Below are 25179 nucleotides of genomic sequence, written 5' to 3'. Positions count from 1 at the left end.
GCTCGCGTCCGAGCTTCGTCCTCCCGAAGAGTCAGCGCAATGGGTCCGCTGAGAGGGCGCAGACGAAGGCGGGGATGCCGGTACGGCACCCCCGCCTCGCTCAGCGCATCGACTCAGTCGACGTCGCCGTGCTCGTGGTCATGGTCAGGCGCAAGGCCGCCGCCACCGGGAAGGTTGACGGTGCCCTCGGGCCCGGCCGGAGCCGGGAACGCGAAGTTTCCGGGCACCTTCGCGCCGACGACGCCGTTCACCGTCTCGGTGGAGTAGGCATAGGTCAGCACGGCCGCCGCGATCGCGTCGGAGTTGACGTCGAGCGCGTCGAGCGCGAGGTTGTCGATGTCGTCGCAGGCGAGGTGGTAACACGGGTCATACTGCTGGCCCGCCACACCGCCCCAGATCTCTGCCTGCTGCACGGTCTTGGGCACCTCGGCGCCGGTGAACAGGCCGCCCGCCGGGATGCCGTTCTGGATGAACGCCTGGTAGTCGCTGCGACCGCTGAACTGCGCGTCGTCGTACGGCACGCCCGCCCAGGTGTAGTAGCTCTCGAACAGGTCCTCGATCTGGATGGAGCCCTCGGGGATCGGCACGCCGGCAGGCGCATCCCAACCGGACTCGTCACCGTCGTACACCATGAAGATGTAGTTCGGCGACGCCACCATGTCGAAGTTCAGGTAGAGCGCGACCTCGTCGAGGGTGCCCTCCACCAGCTGCTCGTCGACCCACGCGCGCGAGCCGAGCAGGCCGCTCTCCTCGGCGCCCCACCACGCGAAGCGCACGGTGTTCTCGGGCTTGAGCTTCGAGATCTGCTGGGCGATCTCGAGGAGCGCCGACGATCCGCTGCCGTTGTCGTTGATGCCGGGACCGGCCAGCACCGAGTCGAGGTGCGCGCCGGCCATGACGACGTTGGAGTCGTTCGCGCCGGGCAGCTCCGCGATCACGTTGACCTGAGGACGCGACTCGGGCTGGTCGACGACGATGTGCGCCGTCGAGTTCGCCTGGGCGAGCGCGGCGCCGTCGGCGAAGCTCGCGCCGACGACGGGGATGTTCAGCGGCGTCTGGTTGATGCCGAACAGTGTTCCCGTCACGAGGCCGGAGCGAAGCTCGGTGTTGCCCTGGTTGAAGATGATCACGGCCTCGGCGCCCGCCGTCTGCGCGTTCACCGCCTTCACGCCGAACTCGCATGTGCCCCGCTGGATCAGCGCGATGTCGTTCTCGCCCGAGAAGTCGAGACCGACGAAGTCCGATGCCTCACAGCCGCTCGTGACCGGGTCGCGCGGCATGTCGAGGACGATGTCGACCGGAATCACATTGCCCGTGAGCTCGCCGTAGCCGGTTCCGGTGAAGGTGCCCGACTCGTACTCGGCGGCGACCGGCGTCAGCTGCTCGAGGAAGGGCGGCGGCACGAAGGTGAACGGGAACTCGTCGAGTTCGACGTTCCAGCCGGCGGCTTCCAGCGTGTCGACCACGTACTCGACACTCGCGGTGTAGCCGGTGGTGCCCGCCGCGCGGGTGTCGTCGTTGGCGTCGGCGATCGCCTGGAACGCCTGCTGGTGCTCGAGGACTCCGTCGACGCTCACGCACGAGAGGAGTTTCTCGTACGTGTTGTTGGTGCGCGTATCGCAGGCTTGGGCGGGCGCTGCGTATGCGCCGCCGGCTGGAATCAGCGCCAGGGCTGCGACCGCCGTCGTCGCGATCACCGCGGTCCTGGCGCGCGTGGAAAGTGCTCTAGATGGGTACATCGTCTTCCCCTCCATTGCGGGCGTCATCGTTGACACCCGTCGCGATGGAGCATATGCAAAGCCCTCCGCCGGGGGAAGTGAAGAAAGTATGAGAATCGGGATCGACGTCTGCGCACATCGCCGCGTGCACACCTCGCCGTCCCGATTTGGAGGTGGGCGCGGCATCCCTTACCATGAATGAAGCCGAAGACCGCCGGTCATCGACGTGCGTGTGAACGCATGGAGATCGAAGCTCTGCAACGCAGGGGCCCGCGCAGGTGTCACGAACGATTCTCCTGGATTCAGGAATCCCGCTCCGTGCGCTTGCGCCGGAGCTTTTTTGTTGCCGCGACGAGATGATGAGCGGATGCCTCCGGCCGGCGCCCCGCCACCGCGGAGCGTCTCGTACACCACAAGGAGTGGCCATGGCGCAGAAGGAAGCATCGGTCGCCGAGCTCACGAAGAACTTCGAGGACTCGACCGCCGTTCTGCTGACCGAGTACCGCGGTCTGACGGTTGCCCAGCTCAAGGAGCTGCGCAACAGCATTCGTCAGGACGCGGAATACGCCGTGGTGAAGAACACGCTGACCAAGATCGCCGCGAACAACGCGGGGATCACGTCGCTGGACGACGACCTCAAGGGTCCGTCTGCCATCGCGTTCGTGCACGGTGACCCGGTCTCCGTCGCGAAGGGTCTTCGTGCCTTCGCCAAGGCACACCCTCTTCTCGTGATCAAGGGTGGTTTCTTCGACGGAAACCCCCTGAGCGCTGACGAGGTCAACAAGCTCGCCGATCTCGAGAGCCGTGAAGTCCTGCTGGCGAAGCTCGCCGGTGCGATGAAGGCCTCGATGACCAAGGCGGCATACGTCTTCAACGCGCTCCCGTCGAAGGCCGTCCGCACGGTCGACGCGCTGCGCGAGAAGCAGGAGTCCGCGGCCTGACATCGGGCCTCGGCGTAGCAAAACCACTATCAAGGAGAATCATCATGGCAAAGCTCAGCACTGAGGAGCTGCTCGACGCGTTCAAGGAGCTCACGCTCATCGAGCTCAGCGAGTTCGTGAAGGCGTTCGAGGAGACCTTCGACGTCACCGCCGCCGCCCCCGTGGCCGTGGCCGCCGGCGCTCCCGCCGGTGGTGCCCCCGCCGAAGAGGTCGAGGAGAAGGACTCGTTCGACGTCGTTCTCGAGGCCGCCGGCGACAAGAAGATCCAGGTCATCAAGGTCGTCCGCGAGCTCACCTCGCTCGGCCTCGGTGAGGCGAAGGCCGTCGTCGACGGTGCTCCCAAGGCTGTCCTCGAGGGCGCCAACAAGGAGACCGCCGAGAAGGCTCAGGCCGCCCTCCAGGAGGCTGGCGCGACGGTTACCCTCAAGTAACCCGCTCTGCGAATCACGAAGGCCCCGGATGCTCGCATCCGGGGCCTTCGTCATGCCCGGGGAATCGTAGCGGCGTGCTGAGACTGCGCAATCTGCGAAATCCCTTTCTCACGGTTTGGTCTCGAACCACGCCTGATTTTCACTGGGGACTTGCGCTTCGACATCCGTTCTGACAAGAATGAGAAAGCGCATTCCAGAAAGCGCATTCTCACCACTCGAAGACGAGACCGGAGGACACGGTGACGACGACGCACCGCCCCAGAACACGGCCCCCCGGCCGTGCCCGTGGAGCAGACGCATGAGCGCTGTCAGCGAGCTCGGCAAGCTGAAGACCGCGAAGTCTGACGGCAAGAAGCAGAACAAGGCCGCCTACCTTTTCCTGGCTCCGTGGTTCGTCGGGCTGGCGCTGATCACGATCGGCCCGATGGTCGCATCGTTCGGCCTGTCGTTCACCCGGTACAACCTGCTGAGCCCGCCGAAGTGGATCGGCTTCGAGAACTTCTCGCGGATGCTGACCGATGAGCGGCTCGCCACATCGCTGCAGGTCACGTTCAGCTACGTGTTCATCTCCCTGCCGCTGCAGCTCGCGGTCGCGCTGTTCCTCGCGATCGTGCTCGACCGGGGCCTTCGCGGACTGGCGTTCTACCGCTCGGCGTTCTACCTGCCCTCCCTGCTCGGAGCGAGCGTGGCGATCGCGATCCTCTGGCGTCAGATCTTCGGCGTCGACGGCCTCGTGAACCAGGTGCTCGCGGTCTTCGGCATCCAGGGGCAGGGATGGATCTCCAATCCCGACACGGCGCTCGGCACGCTGATGATCCTGAACGTGTGGACGTTCGGCTCGCCGATGGTGATCTTCCTCGCCGGGCTCCGTCAGATCCCCACCATGTACTACGAGGCCGCCGACGTCGACGGCGCGAGCCGCCGGCAGCAGCTGTTCCGGATCACGATCCCGCTGCTGACCCCGATCATCTTCTTCAACGCGGTGCTCCAGCTCATCGGCACATTCCAGTCGTTCACGCAGGCGTACATCGTCTCGGGCGGAACGGGAGGCCCGGTCGACTCGACGCTCTTCTACACGCTGTACCTGTACCAGCAGGGCTTCACCAACTACAACATGGGCTACGCCTCGGCGATGGCGTGGCTGCTGCTGGTCATCGTCGGCATTCTGACCGTCCTGATGTTCTGGACCTCGAGGTTTTGGGTTTTCTACGATGACCAAGATTGACGACGCCGCCATGACGGCCCCGCTCGCGACCGAGACGATCGTCACCGGCCGCGCACCGCGCGCCCGCCGGCGCAGCCCGTTCCGCAAGCCGATGGCGAGCATCGTGCGGCACACGCTGCTCATCGCGCTCGCGCTGGTGATGCTCTACCCGGTGATCTGGATGGTCGTGAGCTCGCTGCGGCCGAACGAAGAGATCTTCCGCGATCCGAGCATCATCCCCGACAGCTTCCAGGTCTCGAACTACGTGGACGGGTGGAACGCCCTGGCATATCCGTTCAACGTCTACATGTGGAACTCGGCGCTGATCGTGCTCGGTTGCATCATCGGCAACCTGGTGTCGTGCTCGATGGCCGCGTACGCGTTCGCGCGGCTGCCGTTCAGCGGCAAGCGGTTCTGGTTCGCGGTGATGCTCCTGAGCATCATGCTCCCGATCCACGTGATCATCGTGCCGCAGTACGTGCTGTTCTCCCAGCTGGGCTGGATCAACACCTTTCTGCCGCTGATCGTGCCGAAGCTGCTCGCGACGGATGCCTTCTTCATCTTCCTGATGGTGCAGTTCATCCGCGGCATCCCGAAGGAGCTCGATGAAGCAGCCAGGATCGACGGCGCCGGCCACCCGCGCATCTTCCTGCAGATCATCCTGCCGCTCATGGTGCCGGCCCTGGCGACGACCGCGATCTTCACCTTCATCTGGACGTGGAACGACTTCTTCTCGCAGCTGATCTTCCTGACCAAGCCCGAGCTCTACACGGTCCCGCTCGCGCTGCGGTCGTTCGAAGACGCCCAGAGCACGACCAACTACGCCCAGATGTTCGCGATGAGCGTCGTCTCGCTCATCCCGATCTTCCTGATCTTCCTGTTCGGCCAGAAGTTCCTCATCAAGGGAATCGCGACGACCGGGATCAAGTGACGTCCGCGTCACGCACACCTTCGCGGGCCCCCGGCCCACCCTCATCACACGCACCAACACCCACACACCGACTTCGGTCGAAAGGATGCAAGACATGCGACGCACCACAACCGCACCGCGCTGGTTGCTGCTGACCTCCGTCGGCGCAGCGACGATGCTGACGCTGACGGCGTGCGCGGGACAGACGGAGGCTCCCGCCACCGGCCCGACCCTGTCAGACGAGCCCGTGACCCTCAGCTTCACCTGGTGGGGCAACGACGTCCGCCACGGGATCACGGAAGAGCTCATCGCGGCCTTCGAGGCCGAGCACGAGAACATCACCATCGAGCCCCAGTACACCGACTGGGCGGGCTACTGGGACAAGCTCGCGACGACGGTCGCCGCCGGCGATGCCCCCGACATCATCCAGATGGACGAGAAGCAGCTGTCGACGTACGCCGCCAACGGCGTGCTGCTCGACCTCGGCACCCTCGGCGACCAGCTGCCGACCGGCGACTTCCCCGAGGCCGTGCTCGGCACCGGCGCCCTCGACGGCACGCAGTACGGCATCCCGGTCGGCATCAACTCGTACACCTACATGGCGAACGTCGACGTGCTCGACAGCCTGGGCATCGAGCTGCCCGACGATGAGAGCTGGTCGTGGGAAGACCTCAACGAGATCGCCGAGGAGGTCACCGCGAAGAGCGGCGGCGCCGTCGTGGGCTCGCAGTCGTGGGGCTTCGAGGACGGCGGACTCAACAACTGGCTGCGCCAGCACGGCGAGTCCCTCTACGCCGAGGACGGGTCGCCCGAGGTGACGGCGTCCGCAGAGACGCTCGCCGCATGGTGGCAGAACCTGCTCGACGCCACCGAGGCGGGCGGCACCCCCGACCCCTCGGCCACGATCGAGCGTGAGTCGGCGGGCCTCGCCGAGTCGTTCACGGCCACGAACCAGTCGGCCTTCGGCCCGTGGTGGTCGAACCAGGTCGCCGCGCTGCGCGAGGCGAGTGGCCAGAATCTCGAGCCGCTGATGGTGCCGACGCCCGACGAGGGCGAGAGCGCGGCGGCGTACTACAAGCCGTCGATGTTCTGGTCGGCCTCTGCGAAGACCGAGTACCCCGCCGAGGTGGCGCTGTTCCTCGACTTCCTCTCGAACAGTGAGGAAGCGGCCGACCTGCTGCTCGCCGAGCGCGGTGTACCGGCGAACGAGAAGATCCGCGAGTACATCACGCCCAAGCTCGACGAGGTCAACCAGGAGGTCGTGGACTTCCTCGACGAGATCGCGCCGCGCGTCGGCGAGGCCCCGCCGGCGACCCCGCCGGGCGGTGGCGCGATCGAGACGATCATCGACCAGCACACGCAGCGCGTGCTGTTCGGCGAGCAGACGCCCGAGGATGCCGCTGAGAGCTTCATCGCAGAGCTGCAGCAGGCCCTCGACGACGCCGCCATCTAGCCGACGGCCGGGCCGCGCCCACCCGAGGCGCGGCCCGTCGTCCCCAGAACCGCACGGGGCCGGACCGAAGTGATGAGGGGTCCGGTCCCGGGCGGGCATGCCAAGAATCGCTCGGCGACCGCCGCCGGGTCGAAGTCGCACGCGCGAATGCGCCGCACCGGGCACGTCGACGCCCAAGATTGAGAGAGGAGGGGATCCGTTGAGCGAGGTCACAGCGCGCCCGATCACGATGGCGCAGGTCGCGCAGCACGCAGGAGTGTCGCAGGCATCGGTGTCGCGCGTCCTCAACGGCGTCGCCACCGTCGACCCCGCGATCGTCGCGAAGGTCAACCGTGCGGTCGCCGCCCTGAACTACTCGCCGAGCGAGGCCGCGCGCAGCCTCGTGCGGGGGAGCAGCCACACCATCGCGCTGCTGGTGCCCGACCTCGAGAACCCGATGTTCCAGGGCGTGCTCAAGGGGCTCACGGTCGCTGCGGCGCGCGACGGCTATCGCGTGCTCGTCGCCGACAGTGCGGAGGCGGTCGGCGTCGAGGCCGACATCGCGGGGGAGGCGCGCAGCAAGTGCGACGCCCTCGTGCTGGTGTCGCCACGGATGCCGGATGCCGAGCTGCGCGAGCTGATCCAGCGCACGACGCCGGTCGTGGTGGTCAACCGCCGCGTGGACGACACCCCTGCGGCGCAGCTCTCGGTGGACTACACCGCCGCGGTCAAAGAGCTCGGCGTGCACCTGCGGGGCTTCGGCCACCGGCGCATCGCGTATGTCGCCGGACCCGCTCTCAGCTACGCCAACGAGCAGCGCGCGCAGGGGCTCGGGGAGCTCGCCCGTGAGCACCCCGACCTCGAGTTCCTCACGATCCCGGCCGGATCGAGCATGGAGGCGGGCTATGACGCCGCCGACGCCGTGCTCGAGACGGGCGCCACTGCCGCGATCGCCTTCAACGACCTCGTCGCCCTCGGCCTGATGTCGCGCCTGCGCGAGGTCGGCGTCGAGGTTCCGCAACAGCTCTCCATCGTCGGCATCGACGACATCCCCCAGTCCCGTTTCGCCGCCCCTCCGCTGACGACCATGTCGGTTCCTCGGATCGAGATCGGGCGGCAGGCTTGGAATCGCATGCGTCAAGCACTGGACGGCGAGAACGCCGGCCACGCCCTGTTCTATCGGCCCGTCCTGGTGCCGCGTCAGAGTTCCGGTCCGGCATCCCATGCCAGCGGCTGGGTGGGTCCTGCCCGCCCCCTGCTGCGGCTCGGGTCGACGGTGGTCGCCCAGTACGAGGAGGGGACGAACGTCGACTCGGTGCTCTCGCCCCGCCCGTACCTCGACGCCGTGATCTCGCGCGACGGCACGCCGCTCTCCGTTACGGAGCCGACCGACCACCCGCACCACCTGGGGGTGAGCCTCGCGATCGCCGACGTCAACGGCACGTCGTACTGGGGCGGTCGCACCTACGTGCGCGGCGAGGGCTCGATCATGGTCCCCAACCACGGCCGGCAGCGGCGCGACCGCCTGCACATCGACGGGCACTCGCTCGACGAGCGGCTCAGCTGGGTCGACGAGCACGGCACCACGCAGCTGGTCGAGGTGCGGGAGCTCCGGTCGGCTGAGCTCTCGGGCGGCTGGGCGCTGCGGTGGCGCAGCCACCTCAAAGCGACGCTCGACGCCATCACCTTCGGCTCGCCGGCGACGAACGGCCGCGACGGCGCGGGCTACGGCGGGATCTTCTGGCGGTTCGCCCCCGAGATCGCCCGGGTCTTCAGTCCGGCCGGGGACACCGAGCGGGATGTGCACGGCGCGGCGACCGACTGGCTCGCCTTCACGTTCCCGGAGCGCGGCACGACGGTGGTGCTCACGCAGGGCGAGGAGCGCCTGCCGTGGTTCGTCCGCTTCGCCGAGTACCTCGGCGCGGGTCCCTCCGTGGCGTGGGACCAGCCGCGGACGATCCCCGAAGGGGGTGAGCTGAACCTCGAGCTGACCGCCTATGTGCTCGACGAAGAGCTCGCCGACGCCGGCGCGGTCGAAGCGGCCCTTCCGGCGCTCCGCGCCGAGGCGGGGCTGTGACGCCACCGCTTCGCGTCGGTGTCGCCGGCGTCCACGGGCATGGCCGGAGTCACGTCGACGCCGTGCTCGCCCGCCCGGACCTCGAACTCGTCGCCGTCGCCGACCCCCGGGGCGGCGGCGACGTGCCACCTGGGACCGGGGTGTTCGCCGATGCGACGTCGATGATCGAGGCCCTCGATCTCGACATCGTCGTGCTGAGCACGCCGATTCCCACCCACACCGAGCTCGCACGGCTCGCGCTCGCCCGCGGCGCCCACGTGCTGCTCGAGAAGCCGCCGGTGCCCTCGGTCGCCGATCACCATGCCCTCCTGAGTGCGGCGGATGCCGCCTCCCGCGCGGTGCAGGTCGGCTTCCAGTCGCTCGGCAGCGCGGGTGTTCCGGCGACCGCCGACGCCCTGGCATCCGGTGTCATCGGCGACCTCGTGCACGTCGGCGCGGTGGGCCAGTGGTCGCGGTCGGAGCAGTACTGGCGCCGCGCGCCGTGGGCCGGTCACCGTGAGCTCGACGGACGCCTGATCGCCGACGGCGTGGTGACGAATCCTCTCGCCCACGCCGTGGCCACGGCGTTCGCCGTCGCCGGAGCCGCGGCCCCGGAGGACGTCGTGGCGATCGACGCGGACCTGCGCCGGGCGAACGACATCGACACCGACGACACGTCGTCGCTGGTGATCGAGCTGCGCGACGGCACGCGCATCGCCGCAGGTCTTGCGGCCACCGCCGTCCGCCGGCAGGAGCCGTACGTGCTGGTACGCGGCACGCGCGGTTTCCTCGTGTATCTGTACACGCTCGACACGCTCCACGTCCATCGAGACGGCGCGGCGCTGCCCCGCGCCTACGCCTTCGACCGGACCTCGCTCCTCGACGACCTCGCCGCTCACATCCACGACGGCAGCGACCTGCTCGCGCCGCTGCGCCGCACCGGCGCCTTCACCCGCGTGCTCGAGGATGTCGTCACCGGGCCACCGGCTACCCCGATCCATCCCGGGCTCGTGCGTGTCGAGGCATCCGACGGTGAGACGTTCCGCACCGTGATCGGCGTCGAGGACGCCGTCGAACGCGTCGCCTGGGAGGGCCGCACGTTCCGCGACCTCGGTCTGCTCTGACCCGCACCCCGCGCGGAAATCCACCCTCTCGCGGTTCCACGACGCAAGGAATCGCGAAAGGGTATGGTTCCGCGGGGACGGGGTCAGGCGCTGCCGCGGGGGCCGACGCCGATGATCGCGGACGCGTCGTCGTCCACCGCGGCGGTGGAGTTCCGCGCCACGAGCGGCGAGGACTCGTAGAGCCGGTGGGTCGGGGCGCCGGGGTCGTCGAGCTGCCACATCAGCAGCTGCACAGCCGCCCGCCCCTGCTGGTGCGGACGCTGCTGCAGGGTGGTGAGCGAGAACATCTCGGCGTAGGGGTGATCGTCGATGCCGACCACACTCAATCGCTCGGGAACGCGGATGCCGAGCCGCCGCGCTGCGATGATCGCGCCGACCGCCGCCTCGTCGCACACGCCGACGATCGCCGTGGGGCGCGTGCGGCGATCGCCCAGCACTTCGACCGCGGCCCGGTAGCCACCCGGCATGGTGGCCTCGGAATGGACATGACGGACGGATGCCTCGAGCCCGGCGTCGCGCATGGCGCTGCGATAGCCGTCCAGCCGGCGACCGTCGCCGAAGCTCGTCCGGCGCCCGTCGGGGTCGCCGCCGAGGAAGACGATCTCGCGGTGACCCAATCCGATGAGATGCTCGGTGGCGATGCGGGCAGCCGCCTGGTCGTCGATCGACACCGCGTTCGTGCCGACCTCGTACCCGCCGACGGCGACCACGGGCTTGCCGAAGGCGACCAGCTGCTCGAGCTCGCGCGCGCTCGGCTCGATCCCCACAGCGATCAGCCCGTCGAACCTCTTTCTCGCGAGGAAGTGCTCGAACATCTCCCGCCGTGCGGCGGAGTCGGGAGGCGCGCCGTAGAGCGCCAGGTCGAACCTGCGCTCGAGCAGCGCGTCCTGGATTCCCTCGAGCACCTGGGCGAAGAACCACCGGTCGAGTGAGGGCATCACGACGCCGACGGTCTGGGTGCGGCCGGTCACGAGACTGACCGCGCTCGTCGTGGGGACGTAGCCCAGGGCGGCTGCGGCATCCCTCACGCGCTCGCGCGTCGCCGCCGAGACATAGCCCGAGCCGGTGAGCGCACGGGACGCCGTCGACTTCGAGACGCCTGCCGCGCGAGCCACCTCGGAGATGCCCGCCATCGGATCCTCCTCCCCTCCGACGACACCGCCGTCGTCTGGATTGTGGAACCGGTTCCGGGCCTCATTGTGCCGTGATCGCCTCGCGGATGCCACCCCGGTTGACCGCGTTTACCGAGTTGTGATCCGGGGACGTTGTGTCGCCCTGCGGCATCCCCTACCGTGAATATGGAATCGGTTCCCGATCCATACGAGCGGGGTGCGCAATGCGTGCGGCTCCGCGACTCGAAGAGGAGGCAGACGAACATGACTGCACTGCGATCACGTCGTCGACACGGCTACATCGCGCTGGGGCTCGCCACCGTCGCGGCACTGACTCTCGCGGGCTGCGCCGAGGGCGGAGACGAGGGCGACGCGGGTGACGGCTCGCTCGAAGGCGAGACCGTCGAGATCTCCGGCGGCATCACCGGCTCTGAAGCTGACAACCTGCAGAAGTCGTTCGACGAGTTCACCGCCGACACCGGCATCGAAGTGGTGTACACCGGCGACAAGGGGTTCGAGGGCAACATCGTGACGAAGGTCGCCGGTGGCTCCGCGCCCGACATCGCGATCGTGCCTCAGCCCGGGCTGTTCCGCTCGCTCGTCGAGACCGGCGAGGTGCAGGAGGGGACCGAAGAGGTCTCGGCCAACGTCGACGAATACTGGGCCCCCGCCTGGAAGGACTACGGCTCGGTCGACGGCACGTTCTACGCCGCGCCGATGCTCGCGAACCTCAAGGGCTACGTGTACTACTCGCCGGCGAGCTTCGAGGAGTGGGGCGTCGAGATCCCCACGACCTGGGAAGAGCTGCTGGAACTCACCGCGACGATCCAGGAGCAGACCGGTACGGCGCCGTGGTGCGCCGGGTTCTCGTCCGAGGCCGCGTCCGGATGGCCGGGCACGGACTGGATCGAAGACCTCGTGCTTCGTCAGTCTGGTGCCGAGGTGTACAACAGCTGGGCTGCGGGCGACGTCGAGTTCACCGACCCCGACATCGAGGCCGCGTTCGACGAGGTCGCGAAGATCCTGCTCGACCCGAAGTACGTCAACGCCGGGTTCGGAGACGTGAAGAGCATCAACTCGACCGCCTTCGGCGACCCCATCGCCGCAGCCGTCGCCAACGGATCGTGCGCGCTGACGCACCAGGCGTCGTTCCTCACCGCGAACTTCCTCGCGGTGCAGACGGCCGAGGGTGCGACACCCGACGTGGCCGAGGACGGCGACGTCTACGCGTTCCTCATGCCGGGATTCGAGGGTGAGCCCTTCTCGGTCTCGGGCGGAGGCGAGTTCGTGACGGTCTTCTCGGACGACGCCGCGACGCAGGCAGTCGCGGAGTACATGTCGACACCGGAATGGGCCGACGCGCGCGTCGCTCTCGGTGGCGCCATCTCGGCCAACACCGGCGCCGACCCGTCGCTTGCCTCGAGCAAGTTCCTCACCGACGCCATGACGATCGTGCAGGACCCCGAGACGGTGTTCGGCTACGACGCCTCCGACCTGATGCCGGCGACCGTCGGCTCGGGATCGTTCTGGCGGGGCATGGTCGACTGGATCGACGGAAAGCCGACGCCGCAGGTCCTGGAAGACATCCAGGCAGGCTACGAGAACTGACGCACCGCACCTCGGTGCCGGGTCTACACGCTCCTCGCCGAGCGGACCCGGCACCGGGGTGACGTCATCCGTCGGCGTCGACGGGGGAAGGCAGAACATGTCTCAGACCGCAACATCGGCGGAGCAGGCGAAGGCGACGCCGCCGCCCGAAAGAGGCGGCAACAAGCCGCCGTCGCGCGCGACGACGCGCATCGTGGTCACGATCGGCTTCATCCTGATCGCCGCCCTCGTCGTCTTCCTGTTCCTGAGCCCGCCCGACCCTGACGCACCGCCCACGTCGCTGGGGTTCTCGTTCAACTCGTTCTTCCAGTGGATCGGCAACCTGGGCCCGCTCGTCCAGATTCCGATCGTCCTGCTGGTCTTCGGCGTGGTGGTCGCGGTCCTCCTGGTGCTCATCGAGTACGCGCCCCGCAAGGGCACGGGCTACTTCTGGCTGCGACTGGTCTCGTGCTTCGCGATCCCGGTGCTGGCGTTCATGATGCTGCGGCCGTACCAGAACGCGGTCATCTACGTGATCCCCATCGCGCTCATCGCGGGCGGGCTGCTCTTCTACGCCGACTACCGGGCGCGCGAAGGTGCGGGGTATCTGTACCAGCTGACGCTGTTCCTGGCGCCCGCGGCGATCCTGATCCTGATCGGCCTCATCTACCCGTCGATCGCCACGATCATCCAGTCGTTCTTCGACAAGACCGGCGAGAACTTCGTCGGCATGGAGAACTACGTCTGGGCCTTCACGAACCCCCAGGGGTTCTGGTCGATCATCAACACGCTGATCTGGGCGATCTTCGCGCCCATCTTCGCGACGATCGTCGGGCTCGCGTACGCCGCGTTCATGGAGCGTGCGCGCGGCGACCGGTTCCTCAAGATCCTGGTGTTCATCCCCTTCGCGATCGCCCCGGTCAGCATCAGCCTCATCTGGAAGTTCGTCTACGACTACCGGCAGGGTGAGCAGATCGGACTTCTCAACGCGGTCGTCGTCGCCTTCGGCGGAGACCCGGTGAGGTGGCTGGATGTCTGGCCGCTCGTGAACACGTTCTGCCTGCTCTTCGCCTTCGTGTGGGCCCAGACCGGTTTCGCGATGGTGGTCCTGTCGGCCGCCATCAAGGCGGTGCCGGCCGAGCAGATGGAGGCCGCGCAGCTCGACGGCACCAACGCGTGGCAGCGGTTCACCAACGTCACCGTGCCGGGAATCCGCACCGCGATCGTCATCGTTCTCACGACGATCACGATCTCTGCACTCAAGCTGTACGACATCGTGGCGGTGATGACCGGCGGCCGGTCGAACTCGACGGTGCTGGGCTTCGAGATGGTCAACCAGCAGCAGCGCTTCCAGAGCTACGGGCACGCGGCAGCGCTTGCGGTGCTGATCTTCGTGTTCGTCACGCCGCTGATCATCTACAACGTCAGACAGCTCCGCCGGCAGAGGGAGGTGCGGTGATGACCGCCGTCGACTCCAAGACGACCCCGCAACTCGACAGGGCGGCCGCGCGCAAGATCGCGCGCGAGACTCGTCGCAACGAGGCGCAGGCGCAGAAACGCATGACGTCGCCCGTGGCGACGGTGATCGCCGTCGCGATCGCCTTCCTGTGGACGATCCCGACGCTCGGGCTGCTCATCACATCGTTCCGTCCAGGCGCGGATTCCGCGTCCTCCGGCTGGTGGACGGTGTTCACCAACCCCGACTTCACCCTCGGGAACTACGAGGCTGCCCTCACCTCCGGCGGCACGGCCTTGACGCTCGGCGAGTCGTTCCTGAACTCGCTCGCGATCACGATCCCCGTCACGATCTTCGCCCTCGCGATCGCGTCGCTGGCCGCCTATGCGTTCGCGTGGATGGACTTCAGGGGACGCGGCGTGCTGTTCGTGGCGGTCTTCGCGCTGCAGATCGTGCCCATCCAGATGGCGCTGGTGCCGCTGCTGAGCCTGTTCTCGCGCGGGCTGGAGATCGGCGACGTCGCGGTCTTCCCGGGCCTCGAGATGCGCGAGATCGATCACAGCTTCGCGACGATGTGGATCGCGCACGTCATCTTCGCCCTGCCGCTGGCGATCTTCCTGCTGTACAACTTCATCGCCGAGATCCCTTCGGACGTGATCGAAGCGGCGCGGGTGGACGGGGCGGGCCACGGCCAGATCTTCTTCCGCATCATCCTGCCGTTGGCGACCCCGGCGCTCGCGTCGTTCGCCATCCTGGAGTTCGTGTGGGTGTGGAACGACCTGCTCGTGGCGACGATTTTCGCGCCATCCTCGTCGCTGCCGATGACGCAGACACTGAACTCCCTGTCCGGGTCGTGGGGCGATCAGTGGTTCCTGATCTCGGCGGGTGCGTTCCTCGTGCTGGCCGTGCCGCTCATCGTGTTCCTCTCGCTGCAGAGGTTCTTCGTGCGCGGCCTGATGGCGGGCGCGACGAAGGGCTGACACACCACGGCGGACGGATGCCGCGCCCCGACGAGCGACGTCGGGCGCGGCATCCGTCTGTCGGTGCCGCATCAGTACCCTGAACGCATGGATGCCGCTCCCGACGCCTCGCTCTCGCCAGCGGCGGTCGATCCGGGCCTCACTGCCGCGGACGTCGCCGAACGGGTCGCCACCGGGCGCACCAATGCCTTCAGCCCCGACACGAGCCGGAGCGTCTGGACGATCGTGCGCGCGAACGTCTTCACCCTGTTCAACGGCATCGTCTTCGCCTGCTTCTTCGTGCTGTTCGTGCTGGGGCGCTGGCAGGATGCGCTGTTCGGACTCGCCGCGTTCGCGAACTCGATCATCGGCTGCGTGCAGGAGTTCCGCGCGAAGGCCGCGCTGGACCGCCTCGCCCTCCTCAGCACGTCGCAGTCGCGGGTTCGCCGGGACGGGGCCGAGGTCGAGGTCATGCCGGCTGACGTCGTCATCGACGACATCCTCATCCTCCGTGCCGGCGACCAGGTGTCGGCCGACGCGACGATGATCGACTCGCGCGCCCTGCAGATCGATGAGTCGATGCTGACCGGGGAGTCCGACGCGGTTGACAAGCGGCCGGGCGACGAGGCGCTCTCGGGCTCGATCGTCGTCTCGGGAGAGGGCGCGGCGCGCGTGACGCGGGTCGGTGCCGACTCGTACGCGAACCGGTTCGCGGGGGAGGCGAAGCGGTTCTCGCTGGTCGCCTCGGAGGTGCGCAGCTCGGTCGATCGCGTCCTGAAGTGGATGAGCTGGATCATCGGTCCGGTCGGCCTGCTCGTGCTGAATGCGCAGATGATGGTCGCCGGCGGGTGGGTCCACGCGTGGCAGAGCGGCGCCTGGGTGGACGCGGTCGTGAACACCATCGCGGCACTGACCGCCATGATCCCGCTCGGTCTCGTCCTGATCACATCGATCACGTTCGCGGTGGGGGCGGCGAAGCTCGCCGGTCAGCAGGTGCTGGTCAACGAGCTTCCCGCGGTCGAGGGGCTGGCCCGCGTCGACGTCATCTGCCTCGACAAGACGGGCACGCTGACGGCAGGCGAGATCGCCTTCGACGCGCTGCAGGCGATGCCGGCTGCCGCACCCGGCATCGAGGCCGTGCTCGCGTGGTACGGCGCGGCACCCGACGCGAACGCCACGGCGCGCTGCCTGCGCGAACCGTTCCCCGTCGGCGTCGCCCTCGCCCCGTCGGCCTACATCCCGTTCTCGTCGGCCCGCAAGTGGAGCGCGGTCTCGTTCACGGAGGGGCCGGTCGGCACCTGGGTGCTCGGCGCACCCGAGATGGTCTTCGGCGATGCCGCGACGGATGCTGCCACCGACCTCGGACGGGTCGTCACCGCGCTCGCCTCCTCCGGCCGTCGCACGCTCGTCCTCGCGCACTCGGCTGCGGTCCTCACCGACGAGGATGCCGAGGCGGAGCGCCTGCCTCCTGCACTCGCCCCGGCCGCGGTCGTCACGTTCCGCGAACAGGTGCGGGAAGACGCCGCGCAGACGCTGGCCTATTTCGCGCAGCAAGGGGTCGGCATCCGTGTGATCTCGGGCGACAATCCCCGCACGGTCGCGGCGATCGCGCGAGAGGTCGGGCTGGACGTCCCCGAAGGGTTCGACGCGCGCAGCCTTCCCGACGACGAAGCGGCGCTGGCGGACGTGCTCGAGCGCAACCTCGTGTTCGGCCGGGTGACACCGGAGCAGAAGAAGCGGATGGTACTGGCGCTCCAGTCCCGGGGTCACACGGTGGCGATGACCGGCGACGGCGTCAACGACGCACTCGCCATCAAGGCCGCCGATCTCGGCATCGCCATGAACTCGGGCGCGGCGGCCACGAAGGCCGTGGCGCGCCTCGTGCTGCTCGACGGCCGGTTCTCGCATCTTCCGGACGTCGTCGCCGAAGGACGCCAGGTCATCGCGAACATCGAGCGGGTGTCGATGCTGTTCCTGACGAAGACGGCGTACGCGACAGGGCTGGCGGTGCTGTTCGGCGCCCTCGTTCTCGAGTTCCCGTTCCTCCCGCGGCAGCTGTCGATCACCGACGGCCTGACCATCGGCATCCCGGCGTTCTTCCTGGCGCTGCTGCCCAACACGCAGCGTTACGTCCCGGGTTTCCTGCGTCGTTCGCTGGCGTTCGCGATTCCCGCCGGTGCGGTCATCGCCGTGTCGCTGACGCTCTACACGCTCGCGGCGATGCAGCTCGGCGTGAGCGAGCCGGAACTGCGGACGGGCTCGACGATCATCCTCGCCGTCGTGGGCATCTGGGTGCTCACCGTGCTGTCGCGCCCCATCACCCGCTTCAAGGCGCTCGTGATCGGCGCGATGTTCATCGCGCTCGTCGCGGTGTTCTCCGTGCCGCTCCTCACCGAGTTCTTCCAGCTGGTGGATCCGGGCGAGGATGCGGCCTGGCTCGTGGCGGTGGTGACGGTGCTGACCATCGGGGCCATCGAGATCGTGCGGTTCTTCCACCGCCGGTATGTCGAGCGAGATCTCGCCGGCGGAGGGTCAGGCGGTGGCGGGCCGGTCGCGGGTGAACCGGCGGGAACCCGGCGGCGCCCAGAGTAGGACCACGACGATCACCTCTACCGCGAGCTGCACAGCGGTGCTCCAGTCCCAGCCGTCGGTCGTGGCGATCGTCGCGGCGTTGAGTGCGATGAGGATGCTGAGGTACACCGTCGCGAGCACGCGCGACAGCCGGCTGCCGCGGCTCAGTCCGGACGCGACGGCCACGAGGAGGAGGCCGAAGAGGATGACCGCCGCGCCGAGCAGCGACACAGGCAGCACGTCGGCGCGAGCCACCTGATAGCGGCTGAGCAGGATCAGGATGCCGAGCAGCACGTTCGCGAACGCACTGACGTAGACGGCGACCACGGCGATGGTGACGGCGATGGTGACGGGTCTGCCGGCGGCCGAGGCCGTGCGCGGGGGGATGTCGTCGGTCACGCGCTCACTGTAGCGGGCGCGGCCCGCGTCAGCCCGAGCAGCCGAGGCGGGCCCGGATCGACTGCATCGCGTCGATCTCGGAGGTCTGACCGTTCTTGATCGCCTGCGCCACCTCGAGCGCACGAGCGTCGGTGCCGAGGTCGAGGAGCGCCTCGGCCATCGGGATCGCCCCCTCGTGGTGGCGGATCATGAGCGACAGGAACAGGCAATCCGCCTCCTGCCCGGTGGCGGCCTTCAGCGCGGCGATCTCGTCGGCGGACGCCATACCCATGGCCGCGTGCGCCTCGTCGTCGCTCATCGGCCGGCCGGCGGTCGCACCGTCGTGAGCGTGCTCGTCGGAGACGTTCATCCACTGCATCATCGGGCCGCCGCGCTGGGGGAGGCCCCACTGCACGAGCCAGTCGTACATCTGACCGCGCTGGCCGGCCTGCCCGGTGGCGATGTCGTAGGCGAGGATGCGCAGCTCGTCGTCCTCGGTCTTGCGGTAGATCTCCATCGCCATCTCGATCGCCTGTGCGTGATGCACCTGCATGTCGCGGGAGAATCCGGCCTCGGGCGAGGCCGTGCCCGGGGTCGTCACAGCCGACTGCGAACCGAAGGTCGAGAAGCGTCCGACCGCGAAGGCCAGCGCCGCGATCAGGACGAGCGCGACGGCGGCGACGAGCCATCGCCGGGCACCCCCGGTCGACGTCTCGTCCGACACGCCGCCTACTTCTTACCCGGCGCGTCGAACGCGCCGGTGCAGGCCGCGCCCGGCTCGGGAGCGTTCGTGCTGTTCCAGTACGCCGTGATGAACTCCTCGATGCGCTCGTCGTCGGCGGAGTCGACCTTGAGCTGGGCGTTCCACGCGCTGACGGCGATCGGGCTGTCCATGTCGTTGTACGGCGAGAGCACCGTGTAGGTCGACGGGAGGGCGTCCTCGAGCTGGGCGATCTCCTCGTCTGACACCTGTGCCGGGTCGTAGGTGATCCAGACCGCGCCGTGCTCGAGAGAGTGGACGGCGTTCACGTTGGGCACGGGCTCGGTGTAGACGCCGCAGTTCAGCCAGATGGCGTTGTGGTCGCCCCCGGCCGGGGGGGTCTGGGTGTACTCGACATCGCCCTCGACGTGGTTGGCCGTGTTGGTGAACGTCTCGACGCCCTCGATGCCGCTGCCGTCGCCGTCGCCGCGGTCGTAGGTCGGCGCGGGCGCCGGCGCGAAGACGATCGAGGCGACGATCGCCCCGATGACGAGGACGGCCGCGACGGAGCCGACGATCCACCACACGAGCTTGCTGCGCCGCCGCTTGGCGAGCTGCTTCTGGTACTCGGCGAGCTTCTCCTGGCGCTTCTGCTCGCGCTGCTGCTTGACGGTGAGGTCGATCTTCGCCTGCGTGGCCGGGTTGCCGCTCGCGCGCTTGTCGGAGGTCTGGGTCATGCTCGTGATCTCTGCCAATCGATAACAGGGGTCTGGGCGCCCGCGAACTGCCGCGGGAACGCGGACGACGGGTTGGGCCCATCCTATGCGAGCGCATGTGTCGGGGCCCTGGGAAGGCGCCGACAGCGGCGACCAGCCGAATGGATCGCGGGTGCGGTCGGGGGGAGGCATCCGTTATCATGGGATCTCGAATCGATTCGACCTTGCGGTCGTCTCCCCTGTTCTGGTGCCGATCGGCAGCGCCGGACTCCTCGTTCCCCCCGGTTCCTCTCCGTGCGCCCGCACCGCCCGGTGTCGATGCCGTACTCCTACGCCGCCCGTCGAAACCACGCCACGAAACGAAGCCCACTGTTGCTCGACACCGCCTCCACCCCCGTCCAGAAGCCCCAGGCCCGCACGCCGCACGAACCGCAGCCGCACCCGCACCCGACGTCCACCGGCGCGATCCGCACCCTGGGCAGCAACCCGGCCACCGCGCCGATCGTCCTGCACCCGGGCGATGCGATCACGCACCGCCGTCGGGTCCTCTACATCGTGCTGCTCGGCGCGCTGACCGCCCTCGGCCCCTTCACGATCGATCTCTACCTGCCCGCGTTCCCGGTGCTCGAGGCCGACTTCGACACCACGGCCGCCATGATCCAGCTCACCCTCACGGGCACCATGATCGGCTTCGCGCTGGGGCAGCTCATCGTCGGCCCGCTGAGCGACAAGGTCGGCCGGCGGCTGCCGCTGCTGGCGGTGACCGCCCTGCACGTCGTGGCCAGCGTCGGCGCGGCGCTCGCGCCCACGCTCGAGCTGCTGTCGGTGGCCCGCGTGCTGCAGGGCGCGGGAGCCGCCGCCGGCGGCGTGGTGGCCGCCGCGATCGTGCGCGACCTGTTCGGCGGACGCCGCCTCGTGGTCATGCTGTCGCGCCTCGCGCTCGTCTCGGGCGTCGCCCCGGTGCTCGCGCCGCTCGTCGGCTCGGCCCTCCTCGCCGTCATGCCGTGGCGCGGCATCTTCGTCGTGCTGGCGGTGTACGGCGGGATCATGCTCGTCTCGGCCATCGTGTTCCTGCCCGAGACGTTGCCGCCCGCGCGCCGCCACGAGCGGGGCGCCACCACGGTCTGGCAGCGCTACCGCAGCGTCTTCAGCGACCGCGTGTTCATCGGCGTGCTCATCATCGGCGGCATGACGTTCTCGGGCCTGTTCTCGTACCTGTCCAGCTCGTCGTTCCTCTTCCAGCTCAGCTATGGCCTGAGCGCCCAGCAGTACGGACTGATGTTCGCCGTCAACTCGCTCGGCGTCGTGCTGGGCGTGCAGACGGCGTCGCGGCTGGCGGCCCGCTTCGGTCCGCAGTGGGTGATGGCGTGGTCGACGGCGGTGCTCGTTGTCTCAGCATCCGCCATCATCGTCACCGATCAGCTCGGCCTCGGACTCTGGGGAACCATCGTTCCCCTGTTCGTCTTCATGACCGGGTGCGGGTTCACCTTCCCGTGCGTGCAGGTGCTGGCGCTCGACCGCCACGGCAAGGCGGCCGGCACGGCGCAGTCGATCGTCGGCGCGACCAACTTCGGCGTCGCAGGGCTCATCTCGCCGCTGGTGGGATGGATCGCGAAGGATGCCGGCATCACGGCCACCACGATGGCCTCCGTGATGGTCGGCTGCGCCGTGGTCGGCGTGCTGGCGCTGTGGCTGATCGTCCGTCCCCGGACGGTGGAGCGCCTCGCTCCCTGACCCCGTTCTCAGTCCGCCGCGGCCACGGGCTGCAGGCGGAAGAGGCGGACGATGCGGCCGGACTCGCGCTCGTAGTTGCGGTAGCCCGGCCACTGGGCCTCGATGCGCGCCCACACCGCGTCGCGCTCGGCGTCGGGCACCGGGGTGGCGTGAACGAGCATGCGGCGCCCCCGGACGGTGATCGCGGCATCCGGGTGGGCCAGCAGGTTCGTCGTCCACGCGGGGTGCCGTGCGCCGGCGAAGTTCGTGCCAGCGACGATCGCACGTCCCCGCCCGTCGGGCGTGTACATCAGCGCCGCATCACGCGGCTCGGCGGACTTCGCCCCGACGGTGTGGAGCACCAGCGAGGGCACCAGCAGCGCGCTCACCTGCACGCGGCCGTGAGAGATCCACGCCACGAAGCGCTCGACCGGTGGCAGCAGCAGCGGCCCCAGCACACGCCGGAACACCCGCGTGCGGGTGAGCGGCGCGATGAAGGCGCGGACGATATCGACGGCCCGTGCTGGCATGGATCCCATCCTGCCGGACGCGGTCGACGCCGTCACGGTCGGGCCTGTGCGGCGGCGCGCGGAAAAGCCCGGATGAGGTGCAAACCTCCGCCTGGCAGGCAGAATGGGGCGATGACCACGACAGAGCGGCGGGTGGTGGTGCCCGTCATCACCTACCTGGTCGCCGGGTCTGTGCTGGTGGTGCTGTCATGCCTGCTGGGCTGGTGGATCTTCTCGCGCGGCGAAGAGCCCTTCCCGATCGACACGGCGTGGAACAGCTTCGTCGCCGAATGGTGGTACCCGGCGGTCGCGGGGTTCTCTCAGGTCCTGAACTTCGTCGGCGGCGGCTGGTTCAGCGTCCTGGTGGTGCCCATCGGCGGCGCGATCGGGCTGATCCTGCTGAGGCGCCCGTGGGCGGCGGCGTACTTCCTGGCGGCCGAGGCGGTCTCCGTTGCAGGTGTGCAGGTGCTGAAGCACGCGTTCGGGCGGGTGCGCCCCGAAGACATCCTCATCGTGTCGGACTACGGTTCATACCCGTCGGGGCATGTGGCGAACGCGGCGACGATCGCGGTGGCGGCTACGGTGATCTTCCCCCGCCTGTGGGTGGGCCTGGTGGGCGCCGCGTGGGTGCTGATGATGGCGTTCAGCCGCACCTATCTGCACGCGCACTGGCTGAGCGACACGGTCGGCGGCGCAATGATCGGCGCGGGTGCGGCGCTGCTGGTGGCGGCCGCCTTCGCCCTTCCGATGGCGCGCGAGGGGACGGATGCCCCGGCGAAACGCGCGTGACTAGGCTGAGCGCATGACCGCGCCCGACTCGCCCGCGCCCGACGTCACCGCGACCGACCCGGCCATCCTGGCCGCCGAGGCCGAGCTCGCCCGGTTGCGCGCCGAGGCGGACGCCGCCGAAGCACAGCTGAAGGCCGCGCAGGCCCGGGCCGCGCTCGCCGCCGCCGAGGCCGCCGCGGCCAAGGCAAAGGCGACCGGCGCTCCCGCGCAGCCCGCATCCTCATCTTCGCTAGCCTCGAGCGAGCCGCTGCCCGCCGTTCCCCACGAGCCCGCACCCACGGACACAGGTATCCCGACGGCAGGGGAAACCGCGGCCGATGCGACCCAAGGGCCCGCGCGAGCGCCCAGCTCGCCCCCGGCGACGCAGGAACAAACTTCCCCACCGACTGTCTCGCCGACGCAAGCCACCCCGACAGAACCCAACCAGCGAACCATCCCGCCCACGCAAGCCGGCCCACTCGACCAAGAAGACATCGAGAAGGTCACCTCCGGATACACATTCGAGGAGGCCACTCTCGACCTCGGCGCGCTGCTCAACGGCGACCCGGTGCCGTCGGCGCAGATCCGCATTCCGCTCGGCATGATGAATCGCCACGGGCTCGTCGCCGGAGCCACGGGGACGGGCAAGACCCGGACGCTGCAGGGGCTCGCCGAGCAGCTTGCAGCCAAGGGCGTGCCCGTGTTCGCCGCCGACATCAAGGGCGATCTGTCGGGCGTCGCGACGCCGGGCGAGCCCAGCGAGAAGCTGCTCGCGCGCACCGAGGCGATCGGGCAGGACTGGAAGCCCGAGGCGTCCGCCACCGAGTACTTCGCGCTGGGCGGCATCGGCAAGGGCGTGCCGGTGCGGGCGACCGTGTCGGGCTTCGGGCCGCTGCTCCTGAGCAAGGTGCTGGGCCTGAACGACACGCAGGAGTCGAGCCTCGGCCTCGTGTTCCACTACGCCGACGCGAACGGCCTCGCGCTCGTCGACCTGTCGGACCTGCGGGCTGTGCTCAGCCACCTCACCAGCGACGAGGGCAAGGCCGAGCTCAAGGAGCTCGGCGGGCTGTCGGCGGCGACAGCGGGCGTGATCCTGCGGGAGCTGATCACCTTCGCGGATGCCGGAGCCGACGTCTTCTTCGGCGAGCCCGAGTTCGACGTCGCAGATTTCATCCGCACGGCGCCCGACGGCCGCGGCATCATCAGCCTGCTCGAGGTGCCCGGCGTGATCGACAAGCCGGCGCTGTTCTCGACGTTCCTGATGTACCTGCTCGCCGAGCTCTTCGAGATCCTCCCCGAGGTGGGCGACGCCGACAAGCCCAAGCTCGTCTTCTTCTTCGACGAGGCCCACCTGCTGTTCAAGGACGCCTCGAAGGACTTCCTCGCCGCGATCGTGCAGACCGTGCGACTCATCCGGTCGAAGGGTGTGGGCGTCTTCTTCGTGACGCAGACCCCGAAGGACGTGCCCTCCGACGTGCTGGCGCAGCTGGGCTCGCGGGTGCAGCACGCGCTGCGGGCGTTCACGCCCGACGACGCCAAGGCACTGCGCGCGACCGTCGGCACCTACCCGAAGTCCGGCTACGACCTCGAGCGGGTGCTCCAGGAACTCGGCACAGGTGAGGCCATCGTCACCGTGATGAGTGAGAAGGGCGCTCCCACTCCGGTCGCGTGGACGCGGCTGCGCGCGCCGCAGGGGCTCATGTCGCCGACGCCGGACCCGGCCATCGAGGCCGCGGTGAAGGCGTCGCCGCTGCTCGCGAAGTACGGCACGGCGATCGATCGCGAGTCGGCGCGCGAGATCCTCACCGCGAAGATGAAGGCGGCCGACGATGCCGCCGCCGCGGAGGACGCAGCCCTCGTGAAGGCGAAGGCCGACGCCGAGTACGCGAAGCAGAAGGCCGCGATCGACAAGCAGCAGGCCGCCGCCGACAAGTCGAGCGCCGCTGCAGAGAAGAAGGCGCAGCAGGAGTACGAACGGCTGCTCAAGAAGACGGCGGGCACGACGCGCACGTCACGATCGACCCAGAAGTCGCCGCTCGACCAGATCCTGAACTCCAAGTCGACGCAGACTATCCTCGGGGGAGTGATCCGCGGGATCTTCGGCACCGGCAGGCGCTGAACGGTCCCGATCCCCGCCGGCGCACGTTCCCGAGCGCGCGCAGCGCGAAGCGTGACGACGCCGCGGCGTGGGCGGATCCCCTCCTGATCCGGAAGGTCCCCGTGCGCCGCAGAGCTGTCGCCGTCGTCGCGTTGACGCTCGCTGTGGCGACCGCCGCCGCGGGCATCGCCTTGGCGGTGGCGTCGGGCATCGGTGCGGGCACGGCGGGCCAGGCGAATCCCGGGACGTCGGCGTCGGCGCCGGCCGCGTCGTCGTCCGATTCCGCGGTGACCGCTGACGACTACTGCTACGTCGAGGCGATGATCTACTACCGCGTCAAGGAGCTGGAGCTCGCCGAGACGCTGCAGCGCAAGGACGGGCTCGACGCGGGCGCCCTCGGGTTCGCGACCGGGGTCGCCGCCCGCGACGCCGAAGAACTCGAGGACCTGCGCGCCTGGTACCTGTCGTGGGCCGAGGCCCGCCCGCTCGAGCCGCCCGCCGACGGCCCCTGCGGCGGGCACGGTTCCGACCACGCGCAGATGCCCGGCATGCCGTCCTGGAGCACGCTGCAGGGCTTCGTCGACGCGCAGCACCCCGACGCTGAACGGCGGTTCGCCGAGATCCTGCGCGACCAGAACGCCGGCATGGTGGCCCTGGTCACGCTGATCCTCGACGGCGACCCGCATCCGGAGGTCGTCGAGGCGGCGCAGCGGGCGCTCGAGCAGGCCGCATCCGATGCGGCGACGATCGACGGCATCCTCGGCGCCGCGCCCTGATCGCCGGAGCCCCCGGCTTC

21 protein-coding genes are annotated in these 25179 nt (G+C 69.0%); 15 read left to right on the top strand and 6 right to left on the bottom strand.

Annotated elements, in window-relative coordinates:
• Positions 1–113: 113 nt before the first annotated feature.
• A complete protein-coding gene (locus tag B1729_RS06185) occupies positions 114–1697 on the bottom strand; it encodes a M28 family peptidase (protein WP_239539448.1) in 1584 nt (527 codons plus the stop codon).
• A gap of 446 nt (positions 1698–2143) precedes the next feature.
• Here B1729_RS06185 and rplJ point away from each other — a divergent pair, with 446 nt between their 5' ends.
• The 7 genes from rplJ to B1729_RS06150 all read left to right on the top strand — a co-directional run bounded on the left by rplJ (position 2144) and on the right by B1729_RS06150 (position 9816).
• A complete protein-coding gene (rplJ, locus tag B1729_RS06180) occupies positions 2144–2659 on the top strand; it encodes a 50S ribosomal protein L10 (RefSeq protein ID WP_109211493.1) in 516 nt (171 codons plus the stop codon).
• A 44-nt stretch (positions 2660–2703) separates the two neighbouring features.
• Positions 2704–3090 (top strand): 50S ribosomal protein L7/L12, encoded by a 387-nt coding sequence (rplL, locus tag B1729_RS06175; protein ID WP_163619019.1) that lies wholly within the window; start codon positions 2704–2706, stop codon positions 3088–3090.
• A 298-nt stretch (positions 3091–3388) separates the two neighbouring features.
• A complete protein-coding gene (locus B1729_RS06170) occupies positions 3389–4315 on the top strand; it encodes a sugar ABC transporter permease (RefSeq protein ID WP_163631350.1) in 927 nt (308 codons plus the stop codon).
• The gene (locus B1729_RS06165) at positions 4302–5225 is read left to right on the top strand and encodes a carbohydrate ABC transporter permease (protein ID WP_239526072.1); all 924 of its coding nucleotides are present in this window, start codon (positions 4302–4304) and stop codon (positions 5223–5225) included. The genes B1729_RS06170 and B1729_RS06165 overlap by 14 nt, the downstream gene beginning before the upstream one ends.
• 94 nt (positions 5226–5319) lie before the next feature.
• The gene (locus B1729_RS06160) at positions 5320–6657 is read left to right on the top strand and encodes an extracellular solute-binding protein (protein WP_163619022.1); all 1338 of its coding nucleotides are present in this window, start codon (positions 5320–5322) and stop codon (positions 6655–6657) included.
• Positions 6658–6856: 199 nt separating this feature from the next.
• Positions 6857–8713 (top strand): DUF6807 family protein, encoded by a 1857-nt coding sequence (locus tag B1729_RS06155; protein WP_163619024.1) that lies wholly within the window; start codon positions 6857–6859, stop codon positions 8711–8713.
• A complete protein-coding gene (locus tag B1729_RS06150; protein ID WP_163631348.1) occupies positions 8710–9816 on the top strand; it encodes a Gfo/Idh/MocA family oxidoreductase in 1107 nt (368 codons plus the stop codon). Before B1729_RS06155 ends, B1729_RS06150 begins: the two co-directional genes overlap by 4 nt.
• 83 nt (positions 9817–9899) lie before the next feature.
• Here B1729_RS06150 and B1729_RS06145 read toward each other — a convergent pair whose 3' ends face one another.
• A complete protein-coding gene (locus tag B1729_RS06145; protein ID WP_163619028.1) occupies positions 9900–10949 on the bottom strand; it encodes a LacI family DNA-binding transcriptional regulator in 1050 nt (349 codons plus the stop codon).
• 243 nt (positions 10950–11192) lie between these two features.
• On the opposite strand from B1729_RS06145, the gene B1729_RS06140 reads away from it, so the two are divergent.
• From B1729_RS06140 to B1729_RS06125, 4 genes are all read left to right on the top strand, one after another.
• Positions 11193–12536, top strand: coding sequence for an ABC transporter substrate-binding protein (locus tag B1729_RS06140; RefSeq protein WP_163619030.1), 1344 nt, complete (start codon positions 11193–11195; stop codon positions 12534–12536).
• A 97-nt stretch (positions 12537–12633) separates the two neighbouring features.
• A complete protein-coding gene (locus tag B1729_RS06135) occupies positions 12634–13974 on the top strand; it encodes a sugar ABC transporter permease (RefSeq protein WP_163619032.1) in 1341 nt (446 codons plus the stop codon).
• Positions 13974–14951 (top strand): carbohydrate ABC transporter permease, encoded by a 978-nt coding sequence (locus B1729_RS06130; protein WP_163619034.1) that lies wholly within the window; start codon positions 13974–13976, stop codon positions 14949–14951. The genes B1729_RS06135 and B1729_RS06130 overlap by 1 nt, the downstream gene beginning before the upstream one ends.
• 87 nt (positions 14952–15038) lie before the next feature.
• Positions 15039–17522 (top strand): HAD-IC family P-type ATPase, encoded by a 2484-nt coding sequence (locus B1729_RS06125; protein ID WP_163631346.1) that lies wholly within the window; start codon positions 15039–15041, stop codon positions 17520–17522.
• Here the strand turns inward: B1729_RS06125 and B1729_RS06120 are convergent.
• Genes B1729_RS06120 through B1729_RS06110 form a run of 3 tightly spaced genes read right to left on the bottom strand, consistent with a single transcriptional unit; the run spans position 17463 to position 19316 of the window.
• Positions 17463–17900 carry a hypothetical protein gene (locus tag B1729_RS06120; RefSeq protein ID WP_163631344.1) on the bottom strand — a complete coding sequence of 146 codons (438 nt, stop codon included), beginning with the start codon at positions 17898–17900 and terminating at the stop codon, positions 17463–17465. The genes B1729_RS06125 and B1729_RS06120 overlap by 60 nt on opposite strands.
• Before the next feature lie 28 nt (positions 17901–17928).
• A complete protein-coding gene (locus B1729_RS06115) occupies positions 17929–18603 on the bottom strand; it encodes a DUF305 domain-containing protein (protein WP_163619038.1) in 675 nt (224 codons plus the stop codon).
• A gap of 5 nt (positions 18604–18608) precedes the next feature.
• Complete coding sequence (locus B1729_RS06110) at positions 18609–19316, bottom strand: DUF3105 domain-containing protein (protein ID WP_163619040.1); 708 nt, start codon at positions 19314–19316, stop codon at positions 18609–18611.
• Between the two features lie 351 nt (positions 19317–19667).
• Here B1729_RS06110 and B1729_RS06105 point away from each other — a divergent pair, with 351 nt between their 5' ends.
• Entirely contained in the window at positions 19668–21029 is a 1362-nt protein-coding gene (locus B1729_RS06105; RefSeq protein ID WP_163619042.1) for a multidrug effflux MFS transporter, read from the top strand.
• Between the two features lie 8 nt (positions 21030–21037).
• Here B1729_RS06105 and B1729_RS06100 read toward each other — a convergent pair whose 3' ends face one another.
• On the bottom strand, positions 21038–21538 hold the full coding sequence (locus B1729_RS06100; protein ID WP_163631342.1) for a nitroreductase family deazaflavin-dependent oxidoreductase: 501 nt from the start codon (positions 21536–21538) through the stop codon (positions 21038–21040).
• 111 nt (positions 21539–21649) lie between these two features.
• Between B1729_RS06100 and B1729_RS06095 the strand changes: the two genes are divergently transcribed.
• The 3 genes from B1729_RS06095 (at position 21650) to B1729_RS06085 (ending at position 25159) form a co-directional block, all read left to right on the top strand.
• Positions 21650–22306 carry a phosphatase PAP2 family protein gene (locus B1729_RS06095; RefSeq protein WP_163619046.1) on the top strand — a complete coding sequence of 219 codons (657 nt, stop codon included), beginning with the start codon at positions 21650–21652 and terminating at the stop codon, positions 22304–22306.
• 13 nt (positions 22307–22319) lie between these two features.
• Positions 22320–24404: a helicase HerA-like domain-containing protein gene (locus tag B1729_RS06090; protein WP_163631340.1), complete on the top strand. Its 2085-nt coding sequence runs from the start codon at positions 22320–22322 to the stop codon at positions 24402–24404.
• 101 nt (positions 24405–24505) lie between these two features.
• Entirely contained in the window at positions 24506–25159 is a 654-nt protein-coding gene (locus B1729_RS06085; protein WP_163631338.1) for a DUF305 domain-containing protein, read from the top strand.
• The last annotated feature ends 20 nt before the right edge of the window (positions 25160–25179 follow it).

It is taken from the genome of Microbacterium sp. B35-04, assembly GCF_010634885.1.
Lineage (GTDB): Bacteria > Actinomycetota > Actinomycetes > Actinomycetales > Microbacteriaceae > Microbacterium.
This window is presented reverse-complemented; position numbering and strand designations above follow the sequence as displayed.

Bases quoted from the DNA above. Each gene is read 5' to 3' on its own strand.
- B1729_RS06140 (WP_163619030.1), top strand. From the start codon at position 11,193: ATGACTGCACTGCGATCACGTCGTCGACACGGCTACATCGCGCTGGGG.
- rplJ (WP_109211493.1), top strand. From the start codon at position 2,144: ATGGCGCAGAAGGAAGCATCGGTCGCCGAGCTCACGAAGAACTTCGAG.
- B1729_RS06160 (WP_163619022.1), top strand. From the start codon at position 5,320: ATGCGACGCACCACAACCGCACCGCGCTGGTTGCTGCTGACCTCCGTC.
- rplL (WP_163619019.1), top strand. From the start codon at position 2,704: ATGGCAAAGCTCAGCACTGAGGAGCTGCTCGACGCGTTCAAGGAGCTC.
- B1729_RS06100 (WP_163631342.1), bottom strand. From the start codon at position 21,538: ATGCCAGCACGGGCCGTCGATATCGTCCGCGCCTTCATCGCGCCGCTC.
- B1729_RS06095 (WP_163619046.1), top strand. From the start codon at position 21,650: ATGACCACGACAGAGCGGCGGGTGGTGGTGCCCGTCATCACCTACCTG.
- B1729_RS06170 (WP_163631350.1), top strand. From the start codon at position 3,389: ATGAGCGCTGTCAGCGAGCTCGGCAAGCTGAAGACCGCGAAGTCTGAC.
- B1729_RS06145 (WP_163619028.1), bottom strand. From the start codon at position 10,949: ATGGCGGGCATCTCCGAGGTGGCTCGCGCGGCAGGCGTCTCGAAGTCG.
- B1729_RS06110 (WP_163619040.1), bottom strand. From the start codon at position 19,316: ATGACCCAGACCTCCGACAAGCGCGCGAGCGGCAACCCGGCCACGCAG.
- B1729_RS06125 (WP_163631346.1), top strand. From the start codon at position 15,039: ATGGATGCCGCTCCCGACGCCTCGCTCTCGCCAGCGGCGGTCGATCCG.
- B1729_RS06090 (WP_163631340.1), top strand. From the start codon at position 22,320: ATGACCGCGCCCGACTCGCCCGCGCCCGACGTCACCGCGACCGACCCG.
- B1729_RS06165 (WP_239526072.1), top strand. From the start codon at position 4,302: ATGACCAAGATTGACGACGCCGCCATGACGGCCCCGCTCGCGACCGAG.
- B1729_RS06135 (WP_163619032.1), top strand. From the start codon at position 12,634: ATGTCTCAGACCGCAACATCGGCGGAGCAGGCGAAGGCGACGCCGCCG.
- B1729_RS06130 (WP_163619034.1), top strand. From the start codon at position 13,974: ATGACCGCCGTCGACTCCAAGACGACCCCGCAACTCGACAGGGCGGCC.